The organism is Streptomyces sp. NPDC055749, from assembly GCF_053617235.1.
In genome coordinates this window covers 24,341-47,528 of sequence record NZ_JBSHFH010000023.1, presented here as the reverse complement: position 1 = coordinate 47,528, position 23,188 = coordinate 24,341, and the positions used below count along the sequence as shown (strand labels likewise).

The 23,188-nt window shown below is 70.8% G+C and carries 22 protein-coding genes; 11 read left to right on the top strand and 11 right to left on the bottom strand.

The genetic code is table 11. The annotated features are described in order from the left end of the window. Positions 1–57: 57 nt before the first annotated feature. On the top strand, positions 58–846 hold the full coding sequence (locus tag ACWGO0_RS19130) for a TetR/AcrR family transcriptional regulator (RefSeq protein WP_453535875.1): 789 nt from the start codon (positions 58–60) through the stop codon (positions 844–846). On the opposite strand, the gene ACWGO0_RS19125 is transcribed toward ACWGO0_RS19130, so the two are convergent. Then, complete coding sequence (locus ACWGO0_RS19125) at positions 843–1,847, bottom strand: WD40 repeat domain-containing protein (RefSeq protein WP_453535872.1); 1,005 nt, start codon at positions 1,845–1,847, stop codon at positions 843–845. The two genes, ACWGO0_RS19130 and ACWGO0_RS19125, sit on opposite strands and share 4 nt — an antisense overlap. Before the next feature lie 58 nt (positions 1,848–1,905). On the opposite strand from ACWGO0_RS19125, the gene ACWGO0_RS19120 reads away from it, so the two are divergent. From ACWGO0_RS19120 to ACWGO0_RS19110, 3 genes are all read left to right on the top strand, one after another. After that, positions 1,906–2,589, top strand: a complete 684-nt coding sequence (locus ACWGO0_RS19120; RefSeq protein ID WP_453535869.1) for a GDSL-type esterase/lipase family protein — start codon at positions 1,906–1,908, stop codon at positions 2,587–2,589. Positions 2,590–2,701: 112 nt separating this feature from the next. Continuing rightward, positions 2,702–3,157: a hypothetical protein gene (locus ACWGO0_RS19115; RefSeq protein WP_453535866.1), complete on the top strand. Its 456-nt coding sequence runs from the start codon at positions 2,702–2,704 to the stop codon at positions 3,155–3,157. A 14-nt stretch (positions 3,158–3,171) separates the two neighbouring features. After that, positions 3,172–5,346 carry a tetratricopeptide repeat protein gene (locus ACWGO0_RS19110; protein ID WP_453535863.1) on the top strand — a complete coding sequence of 725 codons (2,175 nt, stop codon included), beginning with the start codon at positions 3,172–3,174 and terminating at the stop codon, positions 5,344–5,346. 9 nt (positions 5,347–5,355) lie between these two features. Here the strand turns inward: ACWGO0_RS19110 and ACWGO0_RS19105 are convergent, their stop codons facing one another. After that, positions 5,356–5,988, bottom strand: coding sequence for a TetR/AcrR family transcriptional regulator (locus ACWGO0_RS19105; RefSeq protein WP_453535860.1), 633 nt, complete (start codon positions 5,986–5,988; stop codon positions 5,356–5,358). A gap of 143 nt (positions 5,989–6,131) precedes the next feature. Beyond that, positions 6,132–6,488: a hypothetical protein gene (locus ACWGO0_RS19100; protein ID WP_453535857.1), complete on the bottom strand. Its 357-nt coding sequence runs from the start codon at positions 6,486–6,488 to the stop codon at positions 6,132–6,134. A 69-nt stretch (positions 6,489–6,557) separates the two neighbouring features. On the opposite strand from ACWGO0_RS19100, the gene ACWGO0_RS19095 reads away from it, so the two are divergent. Next, a complete protein-coding gene (locus ACWGO0_RS19095) occupies positions 6,558–6,977 on the top strand; it encodes an SSI family serine proteinase inhibitor (protein ID WP_453535854.1) in 420 nt (139 codons plus the stop codon). Between the two features lie 29 nt (positions 6,978–7,006). Here the strand turns inward: ACWGO0_RS19095 and ACWGO0_RS19090 are convergent, their stop codons facing one another. Further along, complete coding sequence (locus ACWGO0_RS19090) at positions 7,007–7,495, bottom strand: hypothetical protein (protein WP_453535851.1); 489 nt, start codon at positions 7,493–7,495, stop codon at positions 7,007–7,009. Between the two features lie 71 nt (positions 7,496–7,566). Here ACWGO0_RS19090 and ACWGO0_RS19085 point away from each other — a divergent pair, with 71 nt between their 5' ends. From ACWGO0_RS19085 to ACWGO0_RS19075, 3 genes are read left to right on the top strand one after another with little or no spacing between them, the layout of a single operon-like run. After that, entirely contained in the window at positions 7,567–8,337 is a 771-nt protein-coding gene (locus tag ACWGO0_RS19085; protein ID WP_453535848.1) for an SDR family oxidoreductase, read from the top strand. After that, positions 8,334–9,326, top strand: a complete 993-nt coding sequence (pip, locus tag ACWGO0_RS19080; RefSeq protein WP_453535845.1) for a prolyl aminopeptidase — start codon at positions 8,334–8,336, stop codon at positions 9,324–9,326. Before ACWGO0_RS19085 ends, pip begins: the two co-directional genes overlap by 4 nt. 60 nt (positions 9,327–9,386) lie before the next feature. Then, a complete protein-coding gene (locus tag ACWGO0_RS19075; RefSeq protein WP_453535842.1) occupies positions 9,387–10,382 on the top strand; it encodes an aldo/keto reductase in 996 nt (331 codons plus the stop codon). Between the two features lie 142 nt (positions 10,383–10,524). Here ACWGO0_RS19075 and thpR read toward each other — a convergent pair whose 3' ends face one another. From thpR to ACWGO0_RS19060, 3 genes are all read right to left on the bottom strand, one after another. Next, positions 10,525–11,088, bottom strand: coding sequence for an RNA 2',3'-cyclic phosphodiesterase (gene thpR / locus ACWGO0_RS19070; protein ID WP_453535840.1), 564 nt, complete (start codon positions 11,086–11,088; stop codon positions 10,525–10,527). Between the two features lie 50 nt (positions 11,089–11,138). Continuing rightward, positions 11,139–12,473 (bottom strand): MFS transporter, encoded by a 1,335-nt coding sequence (locus ACWGO0_RS19065; RefSeq protein WP_453535837.1) that lies wholly within the window; start codon positions 12,471–12,473, stop codon positions 11,139–11,141. 91 nt (positions 12,474–12,564) lie between these two features. Beyond that, on the bottom strand, positions 12,565–13,005 hold the full coding sequence (locus ACWGO0_RS19060) for a MarR family winged helix-turn-helix transcriptional regulator (protein ID WP_328905129.1): 441 nt from the start codon (positions 13,003–13,005) through the stop codon (positions 12,565–12,567). 134 nt (positions 13,006–13,139) lie between these two features. On the opposite strand from ACWGO0_RS19060, the gene ACWGO0_RS19055 reads away from it, so the two are divergent. Then, the gene (locus ACWGO0_RS19055) at positions 13,140–13,355 is read left to right on the top strand and encodes a hypothetical protein (protein ID WP_453535832.1); all 216 of its coding nucleotides are present in this window, start codon (positions 13,140–13,142) and stop codon (positions 13,353–13,355) included. Positions 13,356–13,414: 59 nt separating this feature from the next. On the opposite strand, the gene ACWGO0_RS19050 is transcribed toward ACWGO0_RS19055, so the two are convergent. After that, entirely contained in the window at positions 13,415–14,827 is a 1,413-nt protein-coding gene (locus ACWGO0_RS19050) for an NCS2 family permease (protein ID WP_453535829.1), read from the bottom strand. Between the two features lie 187 nt (positions 14,828–15,014). On the opposite strand from ACWGO0_RS19050, the gene ACWGO0_RS19045 reads away from it, so the two are divergent. Then, entirely contained in the window at positions 15,015–15,293 is a 279-nt protein-coding gene (locus ACWGO0_RS19045; RefSeq protein ID WP_453535826.1) for a DUF2530 domain-containing protein, read from the top strand. Between the two features lie 30 nt (positions 15,294–15,323). Continuing rightward, on the top strand, positions 15,324–17,759 hold the full coding sequence (locus ACWGO0_RS19040) for an HAD-IC family P-type ATPase (protein WP_453535823.1): 2,436 nt from the start codon (positions 15,324–15,326) through the stop codon (positions 17,757–17,759). Positions 17,760–17,770: 11 nt separating this feature from the next. Here the strand turns inward: ACWGO0_RS19040 and ACWGO0_RS19035 are convergent, their stop codons facing one another. The 3 genes from ACWGO0_RS19035 to ACWGO0_RS19025 form a co-directional block, all read right to left on the bottom strand. Continuing rightward, on the bottom strand, positions 17,771–18,628 hold the full coding sequence (locus tag ACWGO0_RS19035; protein ID WP_453535820.1) for a calcium-binding protein: 858 nt from the start codon (positions 18,626–18,628) through the stop codon (positions 17,771–17,773). Between the two features lie 150 nt (positions 18,629–18,778). Then, on the bottom strand, positions 18,779–21,991 hold the full coding sequence (locus tag ACWGO0_RS19030; protein ID WP_453535817.1) for a sacsin N-terminal ATP-binding-like domain-containing protein: 3,213 nt from the start codon (positions 21,989–21,991) through the stop codon (positions 18,779–18,781). A 169-nt stretch (positions 21,992–22,160) separates the two neighbouring features. Then, positions 22,161–23,105, bottom strand: a complete 945-nt coding sequence (locus tag ACWGO0_RS19025) for a DUF3027 domain-containing protein (protein WP_453535814.1) — start codon at positions 23,103–23,105, stop codon at positions 22,161–22,163. Between the last annotated feature and the right edge of the window lie 83 nt (positions 23,106–23,188).

The following is a 23,188-nucleotide window of genomic DNA, read 5'->3' as shown; positions in this document are numbered from 1 at the left end:
GTACCCAAATGAGAGTACACCGTACTCAATTTCTGTCCAGAGGATTACGCTGAGCCCATGACGAAAAGCGGTTCGGCAGCGGCAGCAGACGGCACGACCACCGGAAGCGGTGACATCGCGCGCAGCCTGGAGCTCCTCTGGGGCACCGGCGACCGCCCCACCCGCGGCCCCAAGCCGGGCCTCACACTCGACCGGATCGTCTCCACCGCCATCGCCGTCGCAGACGCGGAGGGCCTGACCGCCGTCTCGATGCGCCGGCTCTCCACCGAGCTCGGCACCGGCACGATGTCGCTCTACCGGTACGTCCCCGGCAAGGCCGAACTCCTCGACCTGATGCTCGACCGCGTACTCGGCGAACCGCTCGTCGGCGGAAAGGCCGACGTACCGGCGGACTGGCGGGCGGCCGTCGAGCTCATGGCCCGCACCTACCTGGCGGGCTTCCGCGCCCACCCCTGGCTGCTCCGGATCAACCAGGCGCGCACCGTGCTGGGCCCCAGCTCCCTGCGCGGCCTGGAACTGGCACTGACCGGTCTCAAGGGCATGGGCCTCAAGGACGCCGAACTGATCGGCGTGATCATCACGGTCAACAGCTTCGTCGAGGGCCTGGCCCGCACGCAGAGGGACGCCGTGGAAGCCGCGCAGCGGACCGGTCTGAACGACGAGGACTTCTGGGAGGGGCAGCGCCCCTACCTGGAGCGGGCCATGCTGAGCGGCGACTACCCGATGATGGCCCAGCTGTCCGAGGACACCTTCAGCTCCGAGTTCGACCACTTCGAGTTCGGTCTCGCCCGGCTCATCGACGGCTTCGAGGTGCTGGTGGAGCAGCGCGCCCCGGACAAGTCCTAGGCCCTGTCCTTGCGCCGCCGGTTCATGAACACCAGCCCGCCCACCGCGGCGAGCACCAGCGCGCCGACGAGGGTGCTGCCCTTCACCTCGTCGCCACCGTCCCCCTTCTCCGCACCGGCGGACGGCGAAGCGCCCCCCTCCCGCGAGGGCGGCGCACTGCCACCCCCGTCATCTCCTCCGCCCTCCACATCCACCCGAACCACACCGCTGCCCCCACCCTCCGAGCCGAACATCAGCGCCGAACCGTCCGCCGTGTACGTCACCGACTCGGCCTGCCCCTGGAACGGCGCGCTCACCGCGTGGTCGTCGCCGAGCCTGCCGCCCTCGAACGCGTACGCGCGCGCACTGAAGTAGGACCGCAGCACCAGTTCCTCACCGTCGGGGGAGAACGCCCCGTCCGTCACCCACGGCACCTCGCCCACCCGCCGGAACACGTTGTTCCCGCCGGTGGAGAGCCGGGCAGGACCCTCGTACAGCCCGCCGCCGTCCTCGTTCTTCGAGGCGATGTAGACCCGCCCCGTCTTCGGGTGCACCATCAGCGCCTCGGCGTTGCGCGCCCCGTCCGCGTATGTCACATCGAACTGTGTCGCGCGCACTGTGACATTGCGCAGCTGCTTCGGTTCGGGGAAACGGTAGATCCAGACGTGGTCCCAGGACCCGTCCAGGTTGTCGCCGATGTCACCGACGTACAGATTCCCGTCCGGCCCGATCGAGACCCCTTCCACATCGCGGGGCTCCCCCACCCCCTGCATGGTGACCGTCGCGACGGTCTTCCCGGTCCGGGAGTCGACGGCGTAGATGTACGGGCCGTCCTCGCTGTCGTTGTGCGTCCAGTAGACGCCGGGGTGGAGACGGCTGGCGGCGAGGCCGCTGGACTCCGTGATCCGGGGATCCTCGATCGTGAAGTTCCGATCGGCTCCGTCGTCGTCGGCCACGGCCGGAGCCGCCCCCGCCAGGACGAGCAGGAGGGCGGCACCGGAAGCAGTCAGATACGCAGGCATGGCACAAGTGTCCATCGTCACGTCGCAGGCCGGAGCGTTGATCGGCAATGATTGCGCCATGCGTTTTCTCTTCGTCGGCGACTCCATGACCATCGGGAGCTCCGGCGACTTCACCTGGCGCTACCGGATGTGGCAGCACCTCGAAGCGAAGCTGCCCGGCGGATACGCGATCGTCGGCCCGCGCACGGAGCTGTACGACGCCGGGGCGAACGCCCCCGTCTCGTACGCGTACGGCGACCCCGCCTTCCCCGCCGCCGCCCGCCGGCACCTGGCCGGCTGGGGCGAGGGCTGGCTCCACATGGCCCCCGCGATCGCGGACGCGGTCACCGCGACCCGCGCCGACGTCCTGCTCGTCTCGCTGGGCCTGATCGACCTCGGCTTCTACACGGACAGCGAGCAGACCGCGGCGAACGCGAGGGCGTTCATCGCGGCGGCCCGTACCGCCAACCCGCACATCAAGGCCGTGCTCCTGCCCGTCATACCGAACATCCGGGCCGAGTCCGACGCGCCCTTCGCCGCCGAGTGCGACCGCTTCAACGTGCTCCTCGCCAAGGCGGTGGCCGACCTCGACCAGCCGACGTCCCCCGTCCTGCTGGCCTCGCGCCCGACGGCGTACGACATCCACACCGACACGTACGACGGCACGCACCCCGGCCCGAGCGGCGAACACAAACTGGCCGCCGCTTTCGCGGACGCGATGCACCAGGCGTGGGGCGTCGGCGGCCCGTACGCGGCCGGGTAACAGACCCCGTAACAGGCCCTCCAGGCTGCGCAATTCACCTGCGGCCTCCCGTCGGCCGACCGTACGGTGGTGCTTCACCGATTGTGGTCGATCTGTTGCGGGGGTGGGTTCGATGGACCCGATTTCACTGGGTGTACTGGCCGCGCTGGCCGGCGGCGCGGGCGGCGAGATCGGCCGCCAGGCATGGGTGGGCCTGACCGGTCTGGTCCGCCGCCGCCGCGACCCCGCGCCGGACACCGCGCCCCCGGAGCCCGACACCACCGAGACCGCGCTCGCGGCGCTGGAGGACCGGCCCACCGACCCGGCCCGCGCCGACGAGCTCGCGCAGGCGCTGCGCGCCCAGGTCGCGGCGGACGAGGCGTTCGCCCGTGCGGTACGGGTGTGGGAGGCGATGTTCCAGGCCTCGCTGACCGCGGACCCGGAGGCGGCGGAGGAGCTGGAGGCGGTGGTCCGGGCCATCGACCCGGAGGCGGTCGCGCCGGGCGCGGTACACAACGACTTCCGGGGCGCGAAGTTCGAGGGGCCGGTGCAGGGCAGCGGCACGCAGCACAACACGTTCAACCGCTAGGGCGGGTGCGGCACATGGGGGCCAAGAAGTCCGGCAAGCGCAGGACCGGCGGGCGCGGTCCCGGGCGCGCCAACGACTTCAGGCAGGGCGCGTTCAACGGCCCGGTCCAGGGTGACGGGACGCAGAACAACACGTACGTGCAGCAGTACGCACCCGTACCCACCGCGCTCGCCTCCCTTCCCCCGCTGCCGGAGGAGTTCACCGGCCGCGACCACGAGATCGACGACCTGCTGACCGTCCTCGACCCCGCAGGTGGTGCGGGTCCGGTGGCCGGTGCGGTCGCCGGTCTCGCCGGTGTCGGCAAGACGACCCTGGCCCACGCGGTCGCGCATGCCGCCGTGGGGCGCGGCTGGTTCACCGGGGTGCAGCGCATCAACCTGCGCGGTTACGACCCCGCCCCCGTACGGCCCGAGGAAGCCCTCGACGCCCTGCTGCGTTCCCTCGGGGTCATCGCGGAACACATCCCGCCGACCCTCACCGAACGGGAAGCGCTCTACCGCTCCCAACTCGACGTGCTGGCCCGCAAGAACGAGCGCATCCTGCTGATCGCGGACAACGCCTCGACGGCCGAGCAGGTACGCACCCTGCTGCCCGCCCGTCCGCACGCCGCCCTGATCACGTCCCGCCACACCCTCCCGGGCATCGGCGCCCGCCTGAAGAACCTCAACACGCTCCAGCCGGAGGCGGCGGTCGACGTCCTGCGGAAGGTCCTCCAGGTGGCGGACCCGGATGACGACCGGGTCGACGAGTCCCCCACGGCCGCCGACGAACTGGCCCTGGCCTGCGGCTATCTCCCCCTGGCCCTGCAAATCACCGGCGCCCTGCTGGCGGGCGACCCGGGTCAGCCGCTCGCCGAGCGCGTCCAGGCGCTCACCACAGCGGGCAGCCGGCTGTCGGGCCTGGACGACGGCGAACGCAACCTCCGGGCCGCCTTCGACCAGTCGGCCGACCGCCTGACCCCGCAGGAGGCCGACCTCTTCCGCCTCATCAGCCTCAACCCGGGCCCCGACATCTCCACCGCCGCCGCCACGGCCCTGGCCGACCGCCCCACGGCGGAGGTGGACCGCCTCCTCACCCGGCTCACCCAGGCCCACCTCCTGGACCGCGGCGCGGTGCGCGGACGCTGGCAGATGCACGACCTGGTACGCGAGTACGCGACGGAACAGGCGCGCATCCACACGGACCGGGGCCGCCCTACGAAACGCCGCTACGACCAGGCGCAAGACCGGCTCATGGCGTACTACCTGCACGTGACGGATGCGGCCGATACCCACCTACGGCCCCCTGGTTCGGGCCCTGTCTCCGGGCTGTTCACCGACCGGCCCGACGCGCTGGCCTGGCTGGACAAGGAGCGCTCCAACCTCGTCGCAGCCGTCCACACGGCTCATGCCATCGGCCACGCCCCCACAGCTGTGCTCCTGCCGAACCGGCTCATCCACTATTTGACCTGGCGGCGACACTTCAACGAGCTCATCTCTCTCAGCAGTGTGGCTCTCGAAGCCCAGCGCGAAATCGGCAACCACCGCGCCGAAGGCGACGCCTGGAACAACCTCGGCCTTGCGCTCCAAAACGTGGACCGCTACGAGGAAGCCATGACCGCACACGAGACCGCCCGCACCATCTACCAAACAACCGGCGCCCAACACAGCGAAGGCAAGGCTTGGAACAACCTCGGCACCGCGCTGCACCTCCTGGGCCGCCATGCGGAAGCCATCACTGCGTACGAGACCGCCCGCACCCTCCACCGGACCACCGGCTACCACCACGCCGAAGGCCAGACCTGGAACAACCTCGGCGTTGCCCTCCAAAGCGTGCACCGCTACGAGGAAGCCATGACCGCACACGAGACCGCCCGCACCATCTACCAAACAACCGGCGACCACCACAGCGAAGGCAAGGCCTGGAACAACCTCGGCACCGCACTGCGTGGTGCCCGCCACCTCGACGAGGCACTCGCCGCAGGCAACCGGGCTGCGGAACTCCTGACCGCCGCGAACGACCACTTCCTCACCGGCCAGGCCCTGGCCGAAGTGGCCGCCACCCTCACCGCAGCCGACGCCGCCCCCGAGCAGATCCGCGAGACCTGGCTCCGCTCGGCCGCCGCCTACGAACAGGCAGGCGCCCCCGATGAGGCCGCCGCGTCCCGCGAGAAGGCCACCGACCCGCCCCCGCCCCCGGACCTCACCTAACTCCCCGCCCTACTCCGTCGTCAGCAAAGTCAGCGCAAGGTACGTCAGCTCCCCGGACACATCCGCCGGCCTCGCCCGGCGCGGGCGGCGGGCGTGGTGGGCCATGAGTTCGTGGATCGTGTTGACCATCACGATCACATCGGCCCGGTGGTCCGTGTTCACCGCCTCGCCCCGCCCCACGGCCCGCTCCGTCGCAGCGGCGTAGAACTCGACCCACGCCTCCCGCCACCGCCGGCAGTGCTCGTCCACGGCCGGACTCACGCCCAGCACCTCGACGAACGTCACGCGCGCCTCGCGCGGGTCCCGCGTCACGGCGTCCACATAGGCGTCGAAGAGCCTGCGCACCCGCTCCTGCGGCCCGCACTCGTCGATGTCCTCGGCCAGTTGTACGTTCTCCGCCGCGCGCATCCCGTTCGTCGTCACCCGGTTGTGCAGGGCGATCAGCACCCCCTCCAGCGAGTCGTACTCCTCCCGGAACACGCCCTCCGGCACACCGGCCTCCTCGCACAGGGCATCCACGGTCGCATGGGCGTACCCATACACCCCGAACAACTCAAGCCCCGCATCGAGCAGTTGCTCGCGTACCCGCGTCCTGACCCGGTCCCCCGACGCTCCGGTCCACTGCCTCACCCTGGTGTCCATCACCGGTCCTCCTCCTGGTCAGGGGCGCGGCCGAGGGGCCTCCCGCACCTCTGCCGCCGATGCCGCCCCATTCTCCTCGCCCGGGGCACGAGTCCACGATTCCGCCACACCAACGGCCTACGCGACCCACTGGACGTCCTCGTTCACAGCAGGCCCCTCAGCCGCCGCACGCTGCGCTCGCCCTCCCGCCGCACCCCCAGGGGCACCAGCGCGGCGCGCCCCGGCACCCGTACCCCGCCGGTGAACGCCACGCGGGTGCCGTCGCCTTCCGGCGACGCGGCGACGCCGAGCAGCAGGAACCGGCTCTGCAGCCAGCACCAGCCCGGCCGCTGCTCCCCGCACAGCCGGGCCCGCATCCCGTACTTGCTGCGGGCCACCGCCTCGACGCGCACACCGTCCCGCCGCACGACCCGCAGGCCCCGCATGTCGGGTGCGATCCGCCCGAAGTCGCCCTCCAGGTCGGCCAGCAGAGCACCCACGTGGTCGTAAGGGGCGGCCACGAACCCCTCCGTGACGAGGAGGCGTCCACGGGATTCGTTCCCTCGGATGTTGCGGAGTTTCCACGTGACGTGCTCACGGTCAGGTCGTTAGCCGACCATGAACAAGATCACCGCCGCGGCGCGGCCGTTCTCCTCGGCATCGGACTGGCCGGCACCGCCCACGCCGCATCCGAGCCCGCACCCGCCCCCTCCGAACTGACCCTGTCCGTCAGCGGGTCCGAGAGGACCTGGTCCCGTTCCGCCGTCCTCACCTGTCCTGCCGCCGGCGATCCCGGTCACCCCGACCCGGTGGCGGCGTGCGCCGATCTGTACGCGGCGGGTGGGGACTTCGATGCGCTGCCCGGCGATCCCCACGTGTGCACGAAGGAGTACGACCCTGTCACCGCCGAGGCGGTCGGCACCTATCAGAGCCGTCCCGTGTCCTGGCGCAAGACCTACCCCAACGCCTGCGAGATGGATGCCGCGACCGGGCCCTTGTTCCGCTTCTGACCGCGACGGAACGAATGCCCCTCACCTCATCACCGCCCCGCCAACCGCTCCCCGCACTCGCCACAGAAGTTCGGTGCCGTCCCCTCGGCCACCCGGCCGCACGACACACAGACCCGGTCCAGCAGACAGGGACCCTCGCCGCCCTCGGTCGAGACCCCGGGTTGAGCCGTGATCGACAGGCCGGGGCGGCGGCGGTGGACCGTCAGGTAGGAGAGGCCCGCCGGGCCCGCCGCCAGGGCGCGGCGGGAGGTGCGGGGCAGCCAGGTGACCGTGGTCGGGGTGAGGGGCAGGGTGTCCGGGCCCGTCATGAGGCGGCCGGAGCCCGCGAGGACGACCAGGAGGACGTCCAGGGTGTTCTCCTGGTGTTCGGCCACCTCCACGTCCGCCGGCAGGTGCACCAGATTCGCGTCCAATTCACGGCGCTTTTCGGTCAGTTGCCAGAGGGAACCCCGGTCTCCCGGAGCGACGGAAGCGAGTACGTCGTCGAGTACGGCCAGTACGTGGGGGGTCGCGTTCACGGCGTCCAGGTTACGCCCGGGGGCCGCAATGAGGTTGCCGCGGCCCACGCCCTCCCGGATGATCTCTAGCCGTGACTACCACCGAACACCCTCGCCCCATCGCCCTGATCACCGGCGTGGGACGTACCGTCGGCATCGGGGCGGGTATCGCCCGGCGGCTGGCCGCCTCCGGCTGGGACATCGCCTTCACCTACTGGACGCCCTACGACAAGCGCATGACGTGGGGCATCGAGGAAGGCGCCCCGGACGCCGTGGCCGACGCGCTGCGCGCCGCCGGTGCCCGGTCCGTCGCGATCGAGGCGGATCTCTCCGACCCGGACGCCCCGTCCAGGATCTTCGACGAGGCGGAACGCGGCCTCGGCCCCGTCACCGCGCTCGTCCTCAGCCACGCGGAGTCCGTCGACTCGGGGCTGCTGGACACCACAGTCGCGAGCTTCGACCGGCACTTCGCCGTCAACGCCCGCGCCACCTGGCTGCTGATCCGCGAGTACGGTCTCCGCTACCGCGCCGCCGCCGGGACCGGCCGCATCGTCGCGCTCACCAGTGACCACACCGTCGGCAACCTCCCCTACGGGGCGAGCAAGGGAGCGCTGGACCGGATCACCCTGGCCGCCGCCCACGAACTCGCCCATCTCGGGGTCACCGCCAACGTCATCAACCCCGGCCCTGTGGACACCGGCTGGATGTCCGACGAGATCCGGGAAGCCTGCCTCACGTCCACCCCGCTCGGCCGCCTCGGCACTCCGCAGGACACCGCGCACCTCGTGGATTTCCTGTGCTCCCCCCAGGGACAGTGGATCAACGGTCAGTTGCTGAAGAGCAACGGCGGCTCCGCGTCGTGACAGCGGGAAGCCCCGCGGACCGCGAGCCCGACGAGAAGTACCCGCCCATCGAGCCGTACGACCACGGCATGCTCGACGTCGGCGACGGCAACCTCGTGTACTGGGAGGTCTGCGGCAACCCGGCCGGAAAGCCCGCGCTCGTCGTCCACGGCGGCCCGGGGTCGGGGTGTACCGCCCGGGCGAGGCGGTACTTCGATCCCGAGCGGTACCGGGTCGTCCTCTTCGACCAGCGCAACTGCGGACGCTCCACCCCGCACGCGAGCGACCCCGCCGCCGACATGCGGCACAACACGACGGCCCACCTGATCGCCGACATGGAACGCCTGCGCACCCACCTCGGCGTCGGCACATGGCTGTTGTACGGGGGTTCCTGGGGCTCCACGCTGATCCTGGCGTATGCCGAGCAGCACCCCGAGCGCGTCTCGGAGATCGTGATCCCGGCGGTGACGACGACCCGGCGCAGCGAGATCGACTGGCTGTACCGGGGCTCAGGGGCGATCTTCCCGGAGGCGTGGGAGCTGTTCCGGGCGGGTGTTCCGGAGGCGGCCGGGCCCGGTGATCTCGTCGCCGCGTACGCGCGCAGGATGGAGAGCCCCGATCCGGAGGTACGCGCGCGGGCGACGGCCGACTGGTGTGCCTGGGAGGACGCGGTGCTCTCCCAGGAGGCGTACACGGGGCCTGCCCCGTACAGCGGCCGGCCCGGTCACGCGCAGACGGCGCTCGTCCGGATCTGCTCGCACTACTTCTCGCACGGCGCCTGGCTGGAGGAGGGGCAGCTGATCCGGGACGCGGGGCGGCTCGCGGGCATCCCCGGCGTCCTGATCCACGGCCGCTTCGACCTGGCGGGTCCGCTGACCACCGCCTGGGAGCTGGCCAAGGCGTGGCCGGACGCCGAGTTGACCGTGATCGAGGACGCGGGGCATCTGGGCGGGGCGGCGACCGGCCGGGCCGTGCTGGCGGCGCTGGACCGGTTCGCTCAAGGAGCGTAGAACCCTCTTGCGTGGAACCCTCTTGCTTCGAGCGCGCTCGAAGGCGTTGGCTTGGTCGTCATGAAGTACACGCAGCTCGGACGCACGGGACTCAAGGTCAGCCGACTCGTCCTCGGGACGATGAACTTCGGACCGCAGACCAACGAGTCGGACAGTCACGCGATCATGGACTCCGCCCTGGAGGCAGGGGTCAACTTCTTCGACACCGCCAATGTGTATGGGTGGGGCGAGAACAAGGGGCGTACCGAGGAGATCCTCGGCACCTGGTTCGCCGAGGGCGGCGACCGCCGCGACAAGGTCGTCCTCGCCACCAAGGTCTACGGCAACATGGCCGCCGACGGGGACGCCTGGCCGAACCACGACAAGCTCTCCGCGCTCAACATCCGCCGGTCCGTCGACGCCAGCCTCAAGCGGCTCCAGACGGACCACATCGACCTGTACCAGTTCCACCACATCGACCGGTCGACCCCGGTCGAGGAGATCTGGCAGGCCATCGACGTACTGATCCAGCAGGGCAAGATCCTGTACGCGGGCTCGTCCAACTTCCCCGGGTGGAAGATCGCCCAGACGAACGAGACGGCGAAGCGGCTCGGTTCGTACGGTCTGGTCAGCGAGCAGTGCATCTACAACCTGATGCGGCGCGAGGCCGAGATGGAGGTCATTCCGGCCTCGCAGGAGTACGGCCTCGGCGTCATCCCGTGGTCGCCGCTGCACGGCGGTCTGCTGGGCGGCGCGATCCGCAAGGAGCGCGAGGGCGGCGGCGCCCGGTCCACCTCGGGCCGGTCGGCGGAAGCGCTCGCCGACCCGAAGGTGCGGGCGCAGGTCCAGGCGTACGAGGACCTGCTCGACAAGCACGGTCTTGAGCCCGGCGAGGTGGGTCTGGCCTGGCTGCTGACCCGGCCGGGCGTGACCGGGCCGATCAGTGGTCCGCGCACACAGGAACAGCTCGACTCGGCGCTGCGCGCGGTCGAGCTGGAGCTTCCGGACGAGGTGCTGGCCTCGCTGGAGGAGATCTTCCCGGGCCCGGGTCCGTCCCCGGAGAACTTCGCCTGGTAACGGGGCTCGGTCAGGCGGCCGTCGTCGTCCTCATCCTCCGACGGCCGCCGCCACGGCGACGACGAGGAACATGAGCACGAGCACGGCGGCCATGATGCGGTTTCTGGTCTTCGGGTCCACCCGTCGAGCGTAACCGCACCGCTCAGCGTCCCAGCGGCCAGGCCCGCACGACCTCGTAGCGCGGCTGCTCCCCCGGCACCCCGTCGACGGGCAGTCCGCTGCGTACGAGACTCAGCTCGTCCGCCTCCCAGCGCATCCCCTCGAAGCCTTCGAGGGCGGCGGTGTACGGGGTCAGGTCGGCCGGGACCCGGCTGCGGGCGAGTGTCAGGTGCGGGGTGTAGCGGTGATGCCCGTCCATGGGCACCCCTGACCTGCGGGCCGCCGCGCCGGCCCGTTCGGAGAGCAGTCTCATGGTGTCGAGCCCGCCCGCGGCACCGGCCCACAGCGCGTGCCCGTCGAACCGGCCCGCGCCGTGGATACGCAGCGGGAAGGGGTCGGTGCGGTGGGCGGCGCGTTCCATCCGCAGGTACAGCTCGGGCAGCAGTTCCTCGTCCACCTCGCCGAGGAAGGCGAGGGTGTAGTGCCAGCCCTCGTTCTGGGTCCAGCGGAGGTTGACGGCGCCGGGGATGGCGTGGAGCGGCACCATGGCCCCCTGTAGCTCCTCGACGGCATCGGCGGGCGGCAGAACGGCGGCGAACAGTCTCATGCGCGGAGTCTGGCAGCTGTGGCCCGTCCGCACCTGAACGGTCACGAGGGTCACGCGGCCGTGGCCAGCTGCTCGCGCGGTACGAACCGCACGTGCGGGTGGCCGGGGCGCAGGTCGACCTTCAGGCGCAGGCCGCCGACGCGGGCCAGCGCGAAGCCGACGCCCAGCGCGGCGAGCAGCGAGAACACACCGCCGGCCGCCATGCCCATCCGGACCCCGTACGCGTCGCTGATCCAGCCGACGATCGGGGCGCCCACCGGCGTACCCCCGGCGAACACCATCATGTAGAGGCTCATCACGCGGCCCCGCATCTCCGGGTCCGAGGCCATCTGGACGCTGGTGTTCGCGATGATGTTGGTCGTCAGGCCGAGCATGCCGATCGGGACCAGCAGGATCGAGAAGAGCCAGACGGACGGGGACAGGGACGCGGTGATCTCCAGGAGACCGAACGCGGTGCCCGCGGCCACCAGCATCCGCAGCCGCGAGGAGCGGCGGCGGGCGGCGAACAGGGCTCCGGCGAGTGAGCCGGCCGCCATGAGGATGTTGAAGAAGGAGTACATCCCGGCGCCGCCGTGGAAGATCTCGTCCGCGAAGGCCGTCAGGAAGATCGGGAAGTTGAAGCCGAACGTGCCGACGAAGCCGACCAGGACGATCGGCCAGATCAGGTCCGGGCGGCCCGAGACATAGCGCAGGCCCTCCCTCAGCTGGCCCTTGGCGCGCGGCACGGTCACGGAGGCGTGCATCTCGCTCGTACGCATCATCAGCAGGCCGATGAGCGGGGCGAGGAACGACAGGCTGTTGAACATGAAGGCCCAGCCGCTGCCGACCGTCGTGATCAGGACACCCGCGACGGCGGGGCCGATGAGCCGGGCGGACTGGAAGTTCGCGGAGTTCAGACTGACCGCGTTGCGCAGCTGCGCGGGGCCGACCATCTCGGAGACGAACGACTGGCGGGCCGGGTTGTCGACCACGGTGACCATGCCGAGCAGGAAGGCGATCAGATAGACGTGCCAGACCTCGACGGCTCCGGAGAGCGTGAGGACGGCCAGCGCGATACCGCACAGGCCGAGCATCGCCTGGCTGACGAGCAGGATCTGCTTCTTCGGGAGGCGGTCGGCGATGACACCGCCGTACAGACCGAAGAGAAGCATCGGGAGGAACTGCAGCGCCGTCGTGATACCGACGGCGGTGGCGGACCCGGTGAGGCTCAGGACGAGCCAGTCCTGCGTGATGCGGGACATCCAGGTACCGGTGTTGGAGATCACGGCGCCCGTGGCGAACAGGCGGTAGTTGCGGATCTTCAGCGACGAGAAGGTCCCGCCGGGCTTGCTCTCGTGGGTGGAAGTCGGTGCGGGGGCGGAGTCTGCTCCGGATCCCGTACTCAAAAGGGTTCGCCTCCTCGGACGTATACGGCGTGCTGGGTGACGGGGACGTGGCAGCGGGCGCTCCGGTGGTCGGTCCGGTGGCGCCCGTCGGTCACATGTGGGCGAGCTTCTCCAGCACGGGCGCTGCGGCCCGCAGCGTCGCCCACTCGTCCTCGTCCAGGCCCTCGGCGAGGTTGGCGAGCCAGACGTTCCGCTTGGAGCGGCTCTCTTCGAGCATGGCTTCCGCCTGCTCGGTCTGGCTGACCATCTTCTGCCGACGGTCGTCGGGGTGCGGTTCGAGCCGGACCAGTCCCTTGGCTTCCAGCAGCGCGACGATGCGGGTCATCGACGGGGGCTGTACGTGCTCCTTGCGTGCCAGCTCACCGGGTGTGGCGGAACCGCAGCGGGCGAGAGTGCCGAGCACCGACATCTCGGTGGGGCTCAGCGACTCGTCGACGCGCTGGTGCTTAAGACGTCGGCTCAGCAGCATCACGGCGGAGCGAAGGGAGCTCACGGCAGCGGCACTGTCGCCGTCGTGGATCAGGTCAGGCATGTTCGTTAGCTTAACTCATTAGCTACACTAAAGACCACTTGGCCGTACGCAAACAAGATTGTGATCACCCAAACGAGTGAGCCGGATCCGGAAAGTGACGCGAGGGGGCCCTCGGGGCCGTAACCCTGCTTCCCATGGGATCGACAGTGCTCAGCCTGCGGATAGACGGTGAGCTGCTCGACCGGCTCAAGCAGCACGCCGCCAGACGGGGAATGAGCGTCCAGGACTATGTGGTCCGGACGCTCGTCCGCGACGATTTCGACGAACGCTTCAAAGCGGCCGTCGACGAGACGGAAAAGTTCTACGGGGCGGATCTCCGCCACGTGGACCCGGCCGACCGGGTCACGTAGCAGCGGAGAGCCGCCCCGTAGGGGTGAAGCGAGACGTGCGGGTTGCGTGAGCCTGCCGGTTACGTGAGGCCGAGCGCCGGCATCGCGTAGTAGAAGACGAAGACCGCCGACACCACATACATGGCGACCGGGACCTCGCGGCCCCGTCCTGCCGCCAGCCGCAGCACACAGAACGCGATGAAGCCGATACCGATGCCGTTGGTGATCGAGTACGTGAACGGCATCATCATCATGGCGAGGAACGCCGGGATCGCGAGCGTGTAGTCGCTCCAGTCGATGTCCCGTACCGAGCCCGCCATGATCAGGAAGCCGACCGCCAGCAGCGCGGGGGTGGCCGCCTGCGACGGGACCATCGTCGCCAGCGGCGTCAGGAACAGCGCCACCGAGAACAGCAGACCGGTCACGACGCTCGCAAGGCCGGTGCGGGCGCCCTCGCCGACGCCCGCCGTGGACTCCACGAAGCAGGTGGACGCCGAGGAGGAGCTCGCACCGCCCGCGGCGACGGCGATGCCGTCGACGAACAGCACCTTGTTGATGCCGGGGAAGTTGCCGTCCTTGTCCATCAGCTTCGCCTCGTCGCCGACACCGAGGATGGTGCCCATCGCGTCGAAGAAGCAGGACAGCAGCACGGTGAAGACGAAGAGGACGCCGGTGAGGTAGCCGACCTTCTCGAAGCCGCCGAACAGACTGACCTGGCCGATCAGCCCGAAGTCGGGCGAGGCGACCGGGTTGCCCGGCCACTCGGGCACGGTCAGCCCCCAGGCCTGGCCCGGCAGGTCCGCGATCGCGTCGATGGCCAGCGCGACGAGCGTCATGGCGACGATGGAGATCAGGATCGCGCCCGGCACCTTGCGCACGATGAGCGCGAGGGTCAGCAGCGAACCGAGGACGAAGACCAGGACCGGCCAGCCGTTGAGGTGGCCGTCGTTGCCGAGCTGGAGCGGCACGGTGGTGTGGGCGAGGTCCGGGATACGGGAGACGAAGCCCGAGTCGACCAGACCGATCAGCATGATGAAGAGGCCGATACCGATCGCGATGCCCTTGCGGAGCGACTTCGGTACGGCGTTCATCACGCGTTCCCGCAGCCCGGTCGCGACCAGGAGCATCACGACGATGCCCGCGAGGACGACCATGCCCATGGCGTCCGGCCAGCTCATCCGGGGGGCGAGCTGGAGGGCGACGACGGTGTTGACACCGAGACCGGCGGCCAGCGCGATCGGCACGTTGCCGATGACACCCATCAGGAGCGTGGAGAACGCGGCGGTCAGCACGGTGGCGGTGACCAGCTGGCCGTTGTCGAGCTGATTCCCGTACATGTCCTTCGCGCTGCCGAGAATGATCGGGTTCAGCACGATGATGTACGCCATCGCGAAGAAGGTGGCGAATCCGCCACGGACCTCGCGGGCGACCGACGACCCCCGCTCGGAGATCTTGAAGAATCGGTCCAGGCTGACGCTGCCCGAGGGGGACATGTATGACCTCAGTACGTACGTAGGAAGGGAGAAAAGTGGCCAGCTTTGGACTTTCAGACGAATAATTCAAGCCAGCCCCAAACAGATTCAGTATGAATACATAAGCCGGAGATTGCTATCTCCGCGCGTAGACCCTTGGGCCGACCGGCCCGACAGCGCTTATGTACGGGGCCCATACACTGAGGTCATGCAGAAGTGGACACTGAAGCACGAGGCGCCCGAACCCCTTGAGGGCCCCGTCGTCGCCACCGTCACGGGCGGCACGGTCCTCTGGTTCGTCCTCTTCCTCGTCCAGCTCCCCTTCTACGGCTGGTTCGACGACCACGGGCACACCTGGTGGGTGTGGACCCCGCTGGCCGGCGCCGGACTCGGGCTGATCGGCATCTGGTACGTACGGGGCCGGGAGAAGGCGCTCAAGCGGGCAGCGGCCGACGAGGACGAGGCGGGCGACACCTCCGGGGGGTGAACCCGGCGTTCCGCCCTTACGGTCGGAACCATGACGCAGCGGATCGACGCCGGCTCCGAACTCGACCCCGTACACCCGATGCAGCCACCGCGATCGGCCCGGCGCTCCGGCGGGCTGACGACGGCGGAGGTCGCCGAACGGATCGCGCGGGGCGAGGTCAACGACGTACCGGTGCGCTCCTCGCGCTCCGTCACCGAGATCGTCCGCGCGAACGTCCTCACCCGCTTCAACCTGATCATCGGCGTCCTCTGGGTGATCATGTTCTTCGTCGCTCCGATCCAGGACAGCCTCTTCGGCTTCGTGATCATCGCCAACACCGGGATCGGCATCGTCCAGGAGTGGCGCGCGAAGAAGACCCTCGACGGACTCGCGGTCATCGGCGAGGCGAAACCCACCGTGCGGCGCGACGGGGTCGCGGCCGAGCTCCCCACCTCCGCGATCGTCCTCGGTGACGTCATCGAGCTGGGCCCGGGCGACAAGGTCGTCGTGGACGGCACCGTCACCGAGGCCGACAGCCTGGAGATCGACGAGTCGCTGCTCACCGGCGAGAACGACCCCGTGCTCAAGCAGCCCGGCAACGAGGTGATGTCGGGGAGCTTCGTCGTCGCGGGCGGCGGCGCGTTCACCGCCACCAAGGTCGGGCGCGAGGCGTACGCGGCGCAGCTCGCCGAGGAGGCGTCCCGCTTCACCCTCGTACGCTCCGAGCTGCGCAGCGGCATCTCCACGATCCTCAAGTACGTGACCTGGATGATGGTGCCGACCTCGATCGGCCTGATCATCAGCCAGCTCGTCGTCAAGGACAACAACTTCAAGGACTCGGTGGCCCGCACCGTCGGCGGCATCGTCCCGATGATCCCCGAGGGCCTCGTCCTTCTCACCTCCGTCGCCTTCGCGATCGGGGTCGTACGCCTCGGCCGCAAGCAGTGCCTCGTGCAGGAGCTCCCCGCCATCGAGGGCCTCGCCCGCGTCGACGTGGTCTGCCTGGACAAGACCGGCACGCTCACCGAGGGCGGCATGGACGTCACGGAGACCCGGCCGCTCAACGGTACGGACGAGGCGTACGTACAGCGGGTGCTGGGCGCCCTCGGCTCGTCCGATCCCCGGCCCAACGCCAGCCTCCAGGCCATCATCGACGCCTACCCGGAGGGCGGCGGCTGGCGGTGCACCGGGACGCTGCCGTTCTCCTCGGCACGCAAGTACAGCGGCGCCGCGTTCGACGAGGACTTCGAGGGGGACTTCGAGGGGGACGGCGGGCGGATCTCGACCTGGCTGCTCGGCGCCCCCGACGTGCTGCTGCCCGACGGGGACCCGACGCTCGCCGAGATCGACCACCTCAACGAGCAGGGGCTGCGGGTGCTGCTCCTCGCGCGGGCGGAGGGCGAGCTGGACGCCCCGGACGTCGCCGACGGGGCCGTACCGACCGCGCTCGTCGTGCTGGAGCAGCGGCTGCGGCCCGACGCCCAGGACACCCTGGCCTACTTCGCCGACCAGAACGTCTCCGTGAAGGTCATCTCCGGTGACAACGCCGTCTCGGTCGGCGCGGTCGCCCAGAAGCTCGGTCTGCCGGGTGCGGAGCACACCATGGACGCCCGCCGGCTGCCCACCGACCCCGACGAGATGGCCACGGCCATGGAACAGAACGCGGTCTTCGGCCGGGTCAGCCCGCAGCAGAAGCGGGACATGGTCGCGGCTCTCCAGTCACGCGGCCACACGGTCGCGATGACGGGCGACGGGGTCAACGACGTACTCGCGCTGAAGGACGCCGACATCGGGGTCGCGATGGGCTCGGGCTCGGAGGCGACACGCGCCGTGGCCCAGATCGTGCTGCTGAACAACAGCTTCGCGACGCTGCCGTCCGTCGTGGCCGAGGGCCGCCGGGTCATCGGCAACATCACCCGGGTCGCCACGCTGTTCCTGACGAAGACGGTCTACTCGGTGCTGCTGGCGGTGCTCGTCGTCTGCTTCCAGGTGGAGTACCCGTTCCTGCCCAGGCACCTGACGCTGCTGTCGACGCTCACGATCGGTGTGCCCGCGTTCTTCCTGGCCCTGGCCCCGAACAAGGAGCGGGCCCAGCCGCACTTCGTACGCCGGGTGATGCGGTACGCGATCCCGTCCGGCGTCATCGCGGCGGCGGCCACCTTCACCACGTACCTGGTGGCGCGGCACTACTACGCGGGGACGGGCGCCCTGAGCGCCGAGACGAGCGCGGCGACACTCACGCTGTTCCTCGTCTCGATGTGGGTCCTGGCGATCATCGCCCGCCCGTACACCCTGTGGCGGGTCTGCCTGGTCGCGGCGATGGGGCTGGGGTTCCTGATCGTGCTGGTCGTGCCGTGGCTCCAGGACTTCTTCGCCCTGAAGCTGGTGGGTGCGCCCATGCCGTGGGCGGCGGTGGGGATCGCGGCGGTGGCGGCGGCTGCCCTGGAATTCGCCTGGCGACTGGTCAGCCGCCGCTTCCCCGCTTGAGCGGTTGCCGACTAGCGCACGTCGACGCCGTCACCGGCGGTCGTGACGGCCGGGGTGGTGGTCGTGCCCGCGAACGAGTAGCGCCAGTAGCCGTCCGCCGACGCCGTGACCGAGGTCTTCAGCGCGCCGGTGGAGCTCGACGTGACCGTCTTGACGGTGGTGTAGGTGGAGGTGCCCGCCTTGCGGAACTGGAGCTTCACGGGCTGGTTGGTGTAGCCCATGTACGTGCCGGTGTCCCAGTTGGCGCGCGTGAGCTTGCCGGTGACCGTGAGGGCCTTGCCCTTCGCGACGGGCTCGGGGCCGGCGTTGACGGTGAGCTTCGAGAAGCGCTGGAGGTAGGACTTGCCGATGTACTCCTTCTCCCCGACCTCTCCGTCGTTGGCGAGCGCGGCGCCGCCGACCTTCAAGGTGCCCGAGTCCGAGTTCCACAGCAGGGCCGGGTCGAACGTGACGGTGAACTTGCAGGTCGAGGTGGTCGCGCTGACCGCCGTGCAGGAGGAGGCATCCTCGTTCTGCGTGATGCCCATGCCCTGCGGGTCGTCGAGGGTGGAGCCGGTCCAGACGTAACCGAAGACGTCGGACACGCCGGTGGGGTGGGACGCCGTGATGGCCACGCTGTACGTCTGCTTCGACGAGGTACCCACGACGACGGGCTTGCCGCCGTTCACGACAGCCTTGGTGAGGACCGGAAGCTCCGCTGCGGCGGCAGCGGTCGAACCGGCGAAACGCTCGGTGCCACTCGGCTTCGAGGTGGAGAAGTTGTGGTCGTTGGACCACGTACGGCCGTCATCGGCCTGCGCGGCCGGAACGACGAGGGCCGACAGAGCCAAGGCGCCGGAGACAGCGGCAACGGTGGCACGAATACGCATATGTTCCCCAGTGGAGAAAGGGGCCCCCGCGGTATGTGGCTCACCCAGCGGGGCCCGTGTGGTCTATGAGTCTGGTGACTCGATAGACCAGACGGGTCAGCGCACCGAAAGGTTGTACGACTGATGTACGTGGCGTGAAGAACACACGCCTCAGTCGAACCACCGGTCCCGCGCCAGCTCCTCCGTACGCGACGGATCCTCCAGCAGCGCCGCCACCTCGAAGCGGCGCGGCCACTGCCCCGCCGCCCAGGCGAGACCCGCCGCGACCCCCTCCAGCGTGGCGGCGTGCACCACCCCGTCCGGAGTGCGGCGCCAGTCCAGCTCGACGCCGCCCGCGCGCAGCTCCCCGTGCTCGATGTACGCGTCCGGCGTCCCGGCGCCGAGCAGAATCCGTACCGAATCCGGTACGCGGTGCTCCTCGCCCTCGCTCGTCACCTCGGCCTCCACCGTCTCGCCGAGCCTCCGCACCTGGAGCAGCTCCGCGAGCTCGGCCGCGCGTGCCGGGGCCACCGGCAGCAGCGGCAGCCCGCCGGTGAGGGGCAGCATGTCGGGCGCGTCGGCGATCACCGCGTCCGCCGCGTCGACGACCCGTACCTCGTCGTCGACGACGGCCCGCAGTTCCTCCGGCAGCGTCACCTGGTCCGGGTCGAGATCGGCGAGGGCCGTGTAGAGCGCGTGCAGTTGTACGGGGCCCACCGGACGGCCCTCGTCCGCCAGCCGGCCCAACAGCTCGGCCGCTCCGCCCGGTTCGTCGAGGAGCGCGGCGACGGATGTCCGTACGCCGAGTGCGCGCAGCACCTGGGCGTCGTCGAAACCGGTCGCGTCGACGGAGTCGTAGAGCCCGGCAAGGCGCGGGTCGCCGCCCTCGGCCCGCAGGCCCGCCGGACGGCGCCCTTCGAGCACCGGGTGGTCGCGCAGCCACCAGGCGGTGTACGGGCGCACCGACTGGGTCGTGCCGTCCGGGAGCAGCACCCGCACCGGCTGGGTCAGCGCGTCGCGCAGCGGGGGCCTGGCGAGCATGGCGAGGGCCTGCGGCCAGGCGTCGTCGTCGACGAGGTCCAGGTCGCGGACGGCGACGAGTTCGGTGGCGACCGGCGGCACGGGGGTGTCCGGCAGCTGGTCGAGCACGTCCTCGCACCACACGTCGACGGCGTCGAGGAGCCCGGCGTCGTCCGGTTCGGCGAAGTCGCTGTCGCGCGGCTCCAGTTCGTCCGGGTCGAGGACCACGTCGGTGGTCCGTACGAGGGCGAACGTGGCCAGTACCCCGCAGGCGGTGAGCGGCTGTTCGCCCCAGCGGTCGGCCAGTTCCTCTTCGCACAGGGCGAGTTCGCCCTCCCGCATGATCTGGGCGAACGGGCTGCCCGGCAGCACGAGTTCACCGGCGGGCGCGGGCTCGCCGTCCTCGTCGGGGAGGGCGAGCGCCCCCAGCCAGGGTTCGTCGCCGGGTGCGAGTTCCGCGTCGCGTACGAGTGTGAGGACGGTCTCGGCGAGTTCGTCGCCGTCCAGCGCGTCCTCGTCCCACACCTCGCCCGCGTCCAGCGAACCGGCGACGGCGGCCCGCACCTGCGGGGTCGTCAGGACGGCGCGCGGTGTCGCGGGCAGGGCGCCCAGCTTCTCCAGGAGCGGATGGGCGGCGTCCGGGTGGGCGACCTTCAGGCCGAGGCGCGCAAGCCGGGCCAGGACGGGCCCGGTGAGGGCGTCCGGGAGCGGCAGGAGTACCTGGCGGGGACCGATGGTGGTGCGGGGCTTCTCCTGGGCGGAGGCCCCGGGGTCCCCGGCCAGCGGGACGGGCAGCCCGGAGAGCCGGTCGGGATCGATCCCGGCCAGGCTGTCGTAGAGCCGCCGCCACCAGGACGGGTCCCGTTCGAGTCCGGCGAGACGGTCGATGGCCTCGGTCAGGGGGACCCGGGCGACGCCGAGGCTGCGCAGTTCGGTGCGGCGTTCGAGTCCTGCGGGCAGCAGGCAGGGCAGTACCTCGGCGAGTACCTGCACGGTCTCGGCTCCGACGCCTTCCACGACCTCGGCCTCGATGGGCCGCAGTGCGGTGGTGGTCCGGCCGGGGCCGCCTTCGCCGGGGGCCTCCCAGCTGTCCCACTGGTCGGGTTCGACGGACGGGTCGTGGGGTGCGGCGGGCTCCAGGAACGCGATGCGGGGCAGCCGCTCCAGGATCGCTCCGCGCAGTGCGCCGTCCAGTTCGCCCTTGCCGAGCGGTCCGGGGACGAGTGCGATCGTGGCCGTGGACACGGGCTGCCACTCGGCGAGCAGTTCCGCGTACGCGTCGGCCGCGCGCTGCACCAGGAAGTCGGTGAGCGGGCCGGGGGCGGGGTGGCGGCGGGCCGTGTCGAGCGGCAGCGAGGCGATGAGGAGTGCGGGGATGCCGAGGGGTTCGTCGGTGGGCGTCGGGGCGTGGACGACGGCGGCGGTACGGGGGGTCTGCGGCGCCCCTTCCGCGTCCACGGGGACGGCCCAGGTGACCGACCAGTGCGGTCGCAGCCGTTCCTCGACGGGCCGGTCGGCGAGCAGCGCGGGCTCGACGGGGCCGTGGGCGGAGACGGTGCGCCAGCGGTTGACGCCGTGCGACGAGTCGTCGACGTGGGTGTAGGCGCCGTGCTGGGAGCGGCGCAACTCCCTTACGCCCTCCGGGGTTTCGATGACGATCTCGTCGAGGCCGGAGAGTGTGAGGAGCAGGGCGTCGTCGACGGCGGCGAGCAGCCGGTCGACGAGGTCCTCGGCGCCGCCGTCGCGCAGCGGGAGGACGACGACGGTGTCGTAGCCCTCGGGTGCGGTGCCCTCGGTGGGCAGCGGGAGGCGGAGCAGCGGTACGTGGCCGTCGCGGCGGCGGAGTTCGTCGCCGAGGCCGGGGCTGCCGACGGATGCCTGGCGGGCGAGTTCGCGTGCCTCGGCGAGGGACCAGCGGACGCCGCCGTGGCGGCCGATGACGGCGGGCTCGTCGCTGACGGCGAGTACGGCGGCGAATCCGACGCCGAACCGGCCGACGGCGGATTCGTGCCCTTCCCGCTTCGCGGACGCGCGCAGGGTACTCAGCGACTCGACTCCGGTCGCGTCGAGCGGGGCGCCGGTGTTGGCGGCGGCGAGGACGGCGGGCGTGTCCTGCGCGTCGGAGCCGGTGGCGGCGGGGTGCAGGGTCAGCCGGAGCCGGCCGGGTACTCCCGCGCGGGCGGCGGCGTCGGCGGCGTTCTGGGCCAGCTCGACGACGAGGCGGTCCCGGTAGCCACCGAGCGCGAGATCCTCCTCGGCGTTGGCGTCCTCCCGGAACCGGGCGGGGCCGGCGCCCCAGGCGTCGAGCACCCCGCGCCGCAGCCGTGCCGTTCCGAACGGATCGGCGCCCTCGGTCGCATTCATGCCCACGCTCTGACTCCGCTCTCTCCGGCGGGTACGCGGTGTACCCATGACGCCAGTGTGCGCCCGAAGGTACCGCGAGCCCGCCGCGGACGACGCGGAGCACGAGCCGGTGTGACCGGAAGTCGAGGCCGGTCGCCCCCGTGCGGGAGGCCCCGGCCCGCCCGGGCGTTTACGAGTGGCCCAGGTCCTCCGGCGCCACGTCCGCGTCCAGCGGCACCGAACCGCTGTCCCGCGCGGGACGCAGCGGGTACTCGTCCACCTGAAGCGTGTCCAGAGCGTGCGGCGCCGGCTTCGGCGGCTTCGGCATGACCGCCGCCTCCGAGTGCCCACCGCACCCGTACGACAGCGAGACGACCCGGCCGTCCGCCGGGGCGAACTCGTTGGCGCACACCCCGAACGCCTGTTTCAGCGAGCCCGCGAGCGGGACGAGGAAGGCGCACGTGTCGCACGCGGCCGGTGCCGCCTGCGCCATCGGGGTCTTCGCGCCGAACGCCTCTTCCCAGCGGTCGGCCGCCACATGCAGCCCGTACCGGGACAGCACCCGGGCACGCCGCATGCCCAGCTCTTCCGCGATCGCGCCGATCGAGCCGCGGCTCGTCGTCTCCGGCCGCGTCGTCAGCTCCGCGTCCTCCGTGTCGACGAGGTCGGCCAGGTCCTCGGAGAGCTCGGCCTCCTCGGACTCGACGGAGTTCGGCGGGGGCTCGTCCTCGCCGGTGTACCCGGGCTCCAGGCGCAGGTCCTCCGCCTCCGTGGGCAGCAGGTCCCCCGGGCCCATGTCGCCGGGGCGCAGCCGCTCGCTCCACGGCACCCATTCGGGGGCGAGGAGGGCGTCGGAGCCGGGCAGCAGCACCGTCTCGTCGAGGGTGATGTTCTTGGCGCGGGAGGCCCTGGCGACCGTCACCGCCCAGCGCCAGCCCCGGTAACCGGGCTCCTTGCACTCGAAGAAGTGCGTGACGACCCTGTCCCCCTCGGCGATCAGGGACACATGTTCACCGACCACTCCGGGCGCGGCAGCCTCTTCGGCCGCCGCACGGGCGAGGTCTACCGCCTCGGCGCACAGGCGGTCGGGCGCGGGGGTACGGGCAGTACGGCTTCGCGTCGTCGCAGCACTCACAGGTCTCGCTTCTCTCCATACGCCGTCTCGAGCGCGCCAGCTGCTACACGATTGCCGATTTCGGCCATGACAGCTGCGGGCGG

Excerpts from the sequence above, each read along its gene's own strand:
- ACWGO0_RS19130 (WP_453535875.1), top strand. The coding sequence starts at position 58 with ATGACGAAAAGCGGTTCGGCAGCGGCAGCAGACGGCACGACCACCGGA.
- ACWGO0_RS19125 (WP_453535872.1), bottom strand. The coding sequence starts at position 1,847 with ATGCCTGCGTATCTGACTGCTTCCGGTGCCGCCCTCCTGCTCGTCCTG.
- ACWGO0_RS19120 (WP_453535869.1), top strand. The coding sequence starts at position 1,906 with ATGCGTTTTCTCTTCGTCGGCGACTCCATGACCATCGGGAGCTCCGGC.
- ACWGO0_RS19115 (WP_453535866.1), top strand. The coding sequence starts at position 2,702 with ATGGACCCGATTTCACTGGGTGTACTGGCCGCGCTGGCCGGCGGCGCG.
- ACWGO0_RS19110 (WP_453535863.1), top strand. The coding sequence starts at position 3,172 with ATGGGGGCCAAGAAGTCCGGCAAGCGCAGGACCGGCGGGCGCGGTCCC.
- ACWGO0_RS19105 (WP_453535860.1), bottom strand. The coding sequence starts at position 5,988 with ATGGACACCAGGGTGAGGCAGTGGACCGGAGCGTCGGGGGACCGGGTC.
- ACWGO0_RS19075 (WP_453535842.1), top strand. The coding sequence starts at position 9,387 with ATGAAGTACACGCAGCTCGGACGCACGGGACTCAAGGTCAGCCGACTC.
- thpR (WP_453535840.1), bottom strand. The coding sequence starts at position 11,088 with ATGAGACTGTTCGCCGCCGTTCTGCCGCCCGCCGATGCCGTCGAGGAG.
- ACWGO0_RS19060 (WP_328905129.1), bottom strand. The coding sequence starts at position 13,005 with ATGCCTGACCTGATCCACGACGGCGACAGTGCCGCTGCCGTGAGCTCC.
- ACWGO0_RS19055 (WP_453535832.1), top strand. The coding sequence starts at position 13,140 with ATGGGATCGACAGTGCTCAGCCTGCGGATAGACGGTGAGCTGCTCGAC.
- ACWGO0_RS19050 (WP_453535829.1), bottom strand. The coding sequence starts at position 14,827 with ATGTCCCCCTCGGGCAGCGTCAGCCTGGACCGATTCTTCAAGATCTCC.
- ACWGO0_RS19045 (WP_453535826.1), top strand. The coding sequence starts at position 15,015 with ATGCAGAAGTGGACACTGAAGCACGAGGCGCCCGAACCCCTTGAGGGC.
- ACWGO0_RS19040 (WP_453535823.1), top strand. The coding sequence starts at position 15,324 with ATGACGCAGCGGATCGACGCCGGCTCCGAACTCGACCCCGTACACCCG.
- ACWGO0_RS19035 (WP_453535820.1), bottom strand. The coding sequence starts at position 18,628 with ATGCGTATTCGTGCCACCGTTGCCGCTGTCTCCGGCGCCTTGGCTCTG.
- ACWGO0_RS19030 (WP_453535817.1), bottom strand. The coding sequence starts at position 21,991 with ATGAATGCGACCGAGGGCGCCGATCCGTTCGGAACGGCACGGCTGCGG.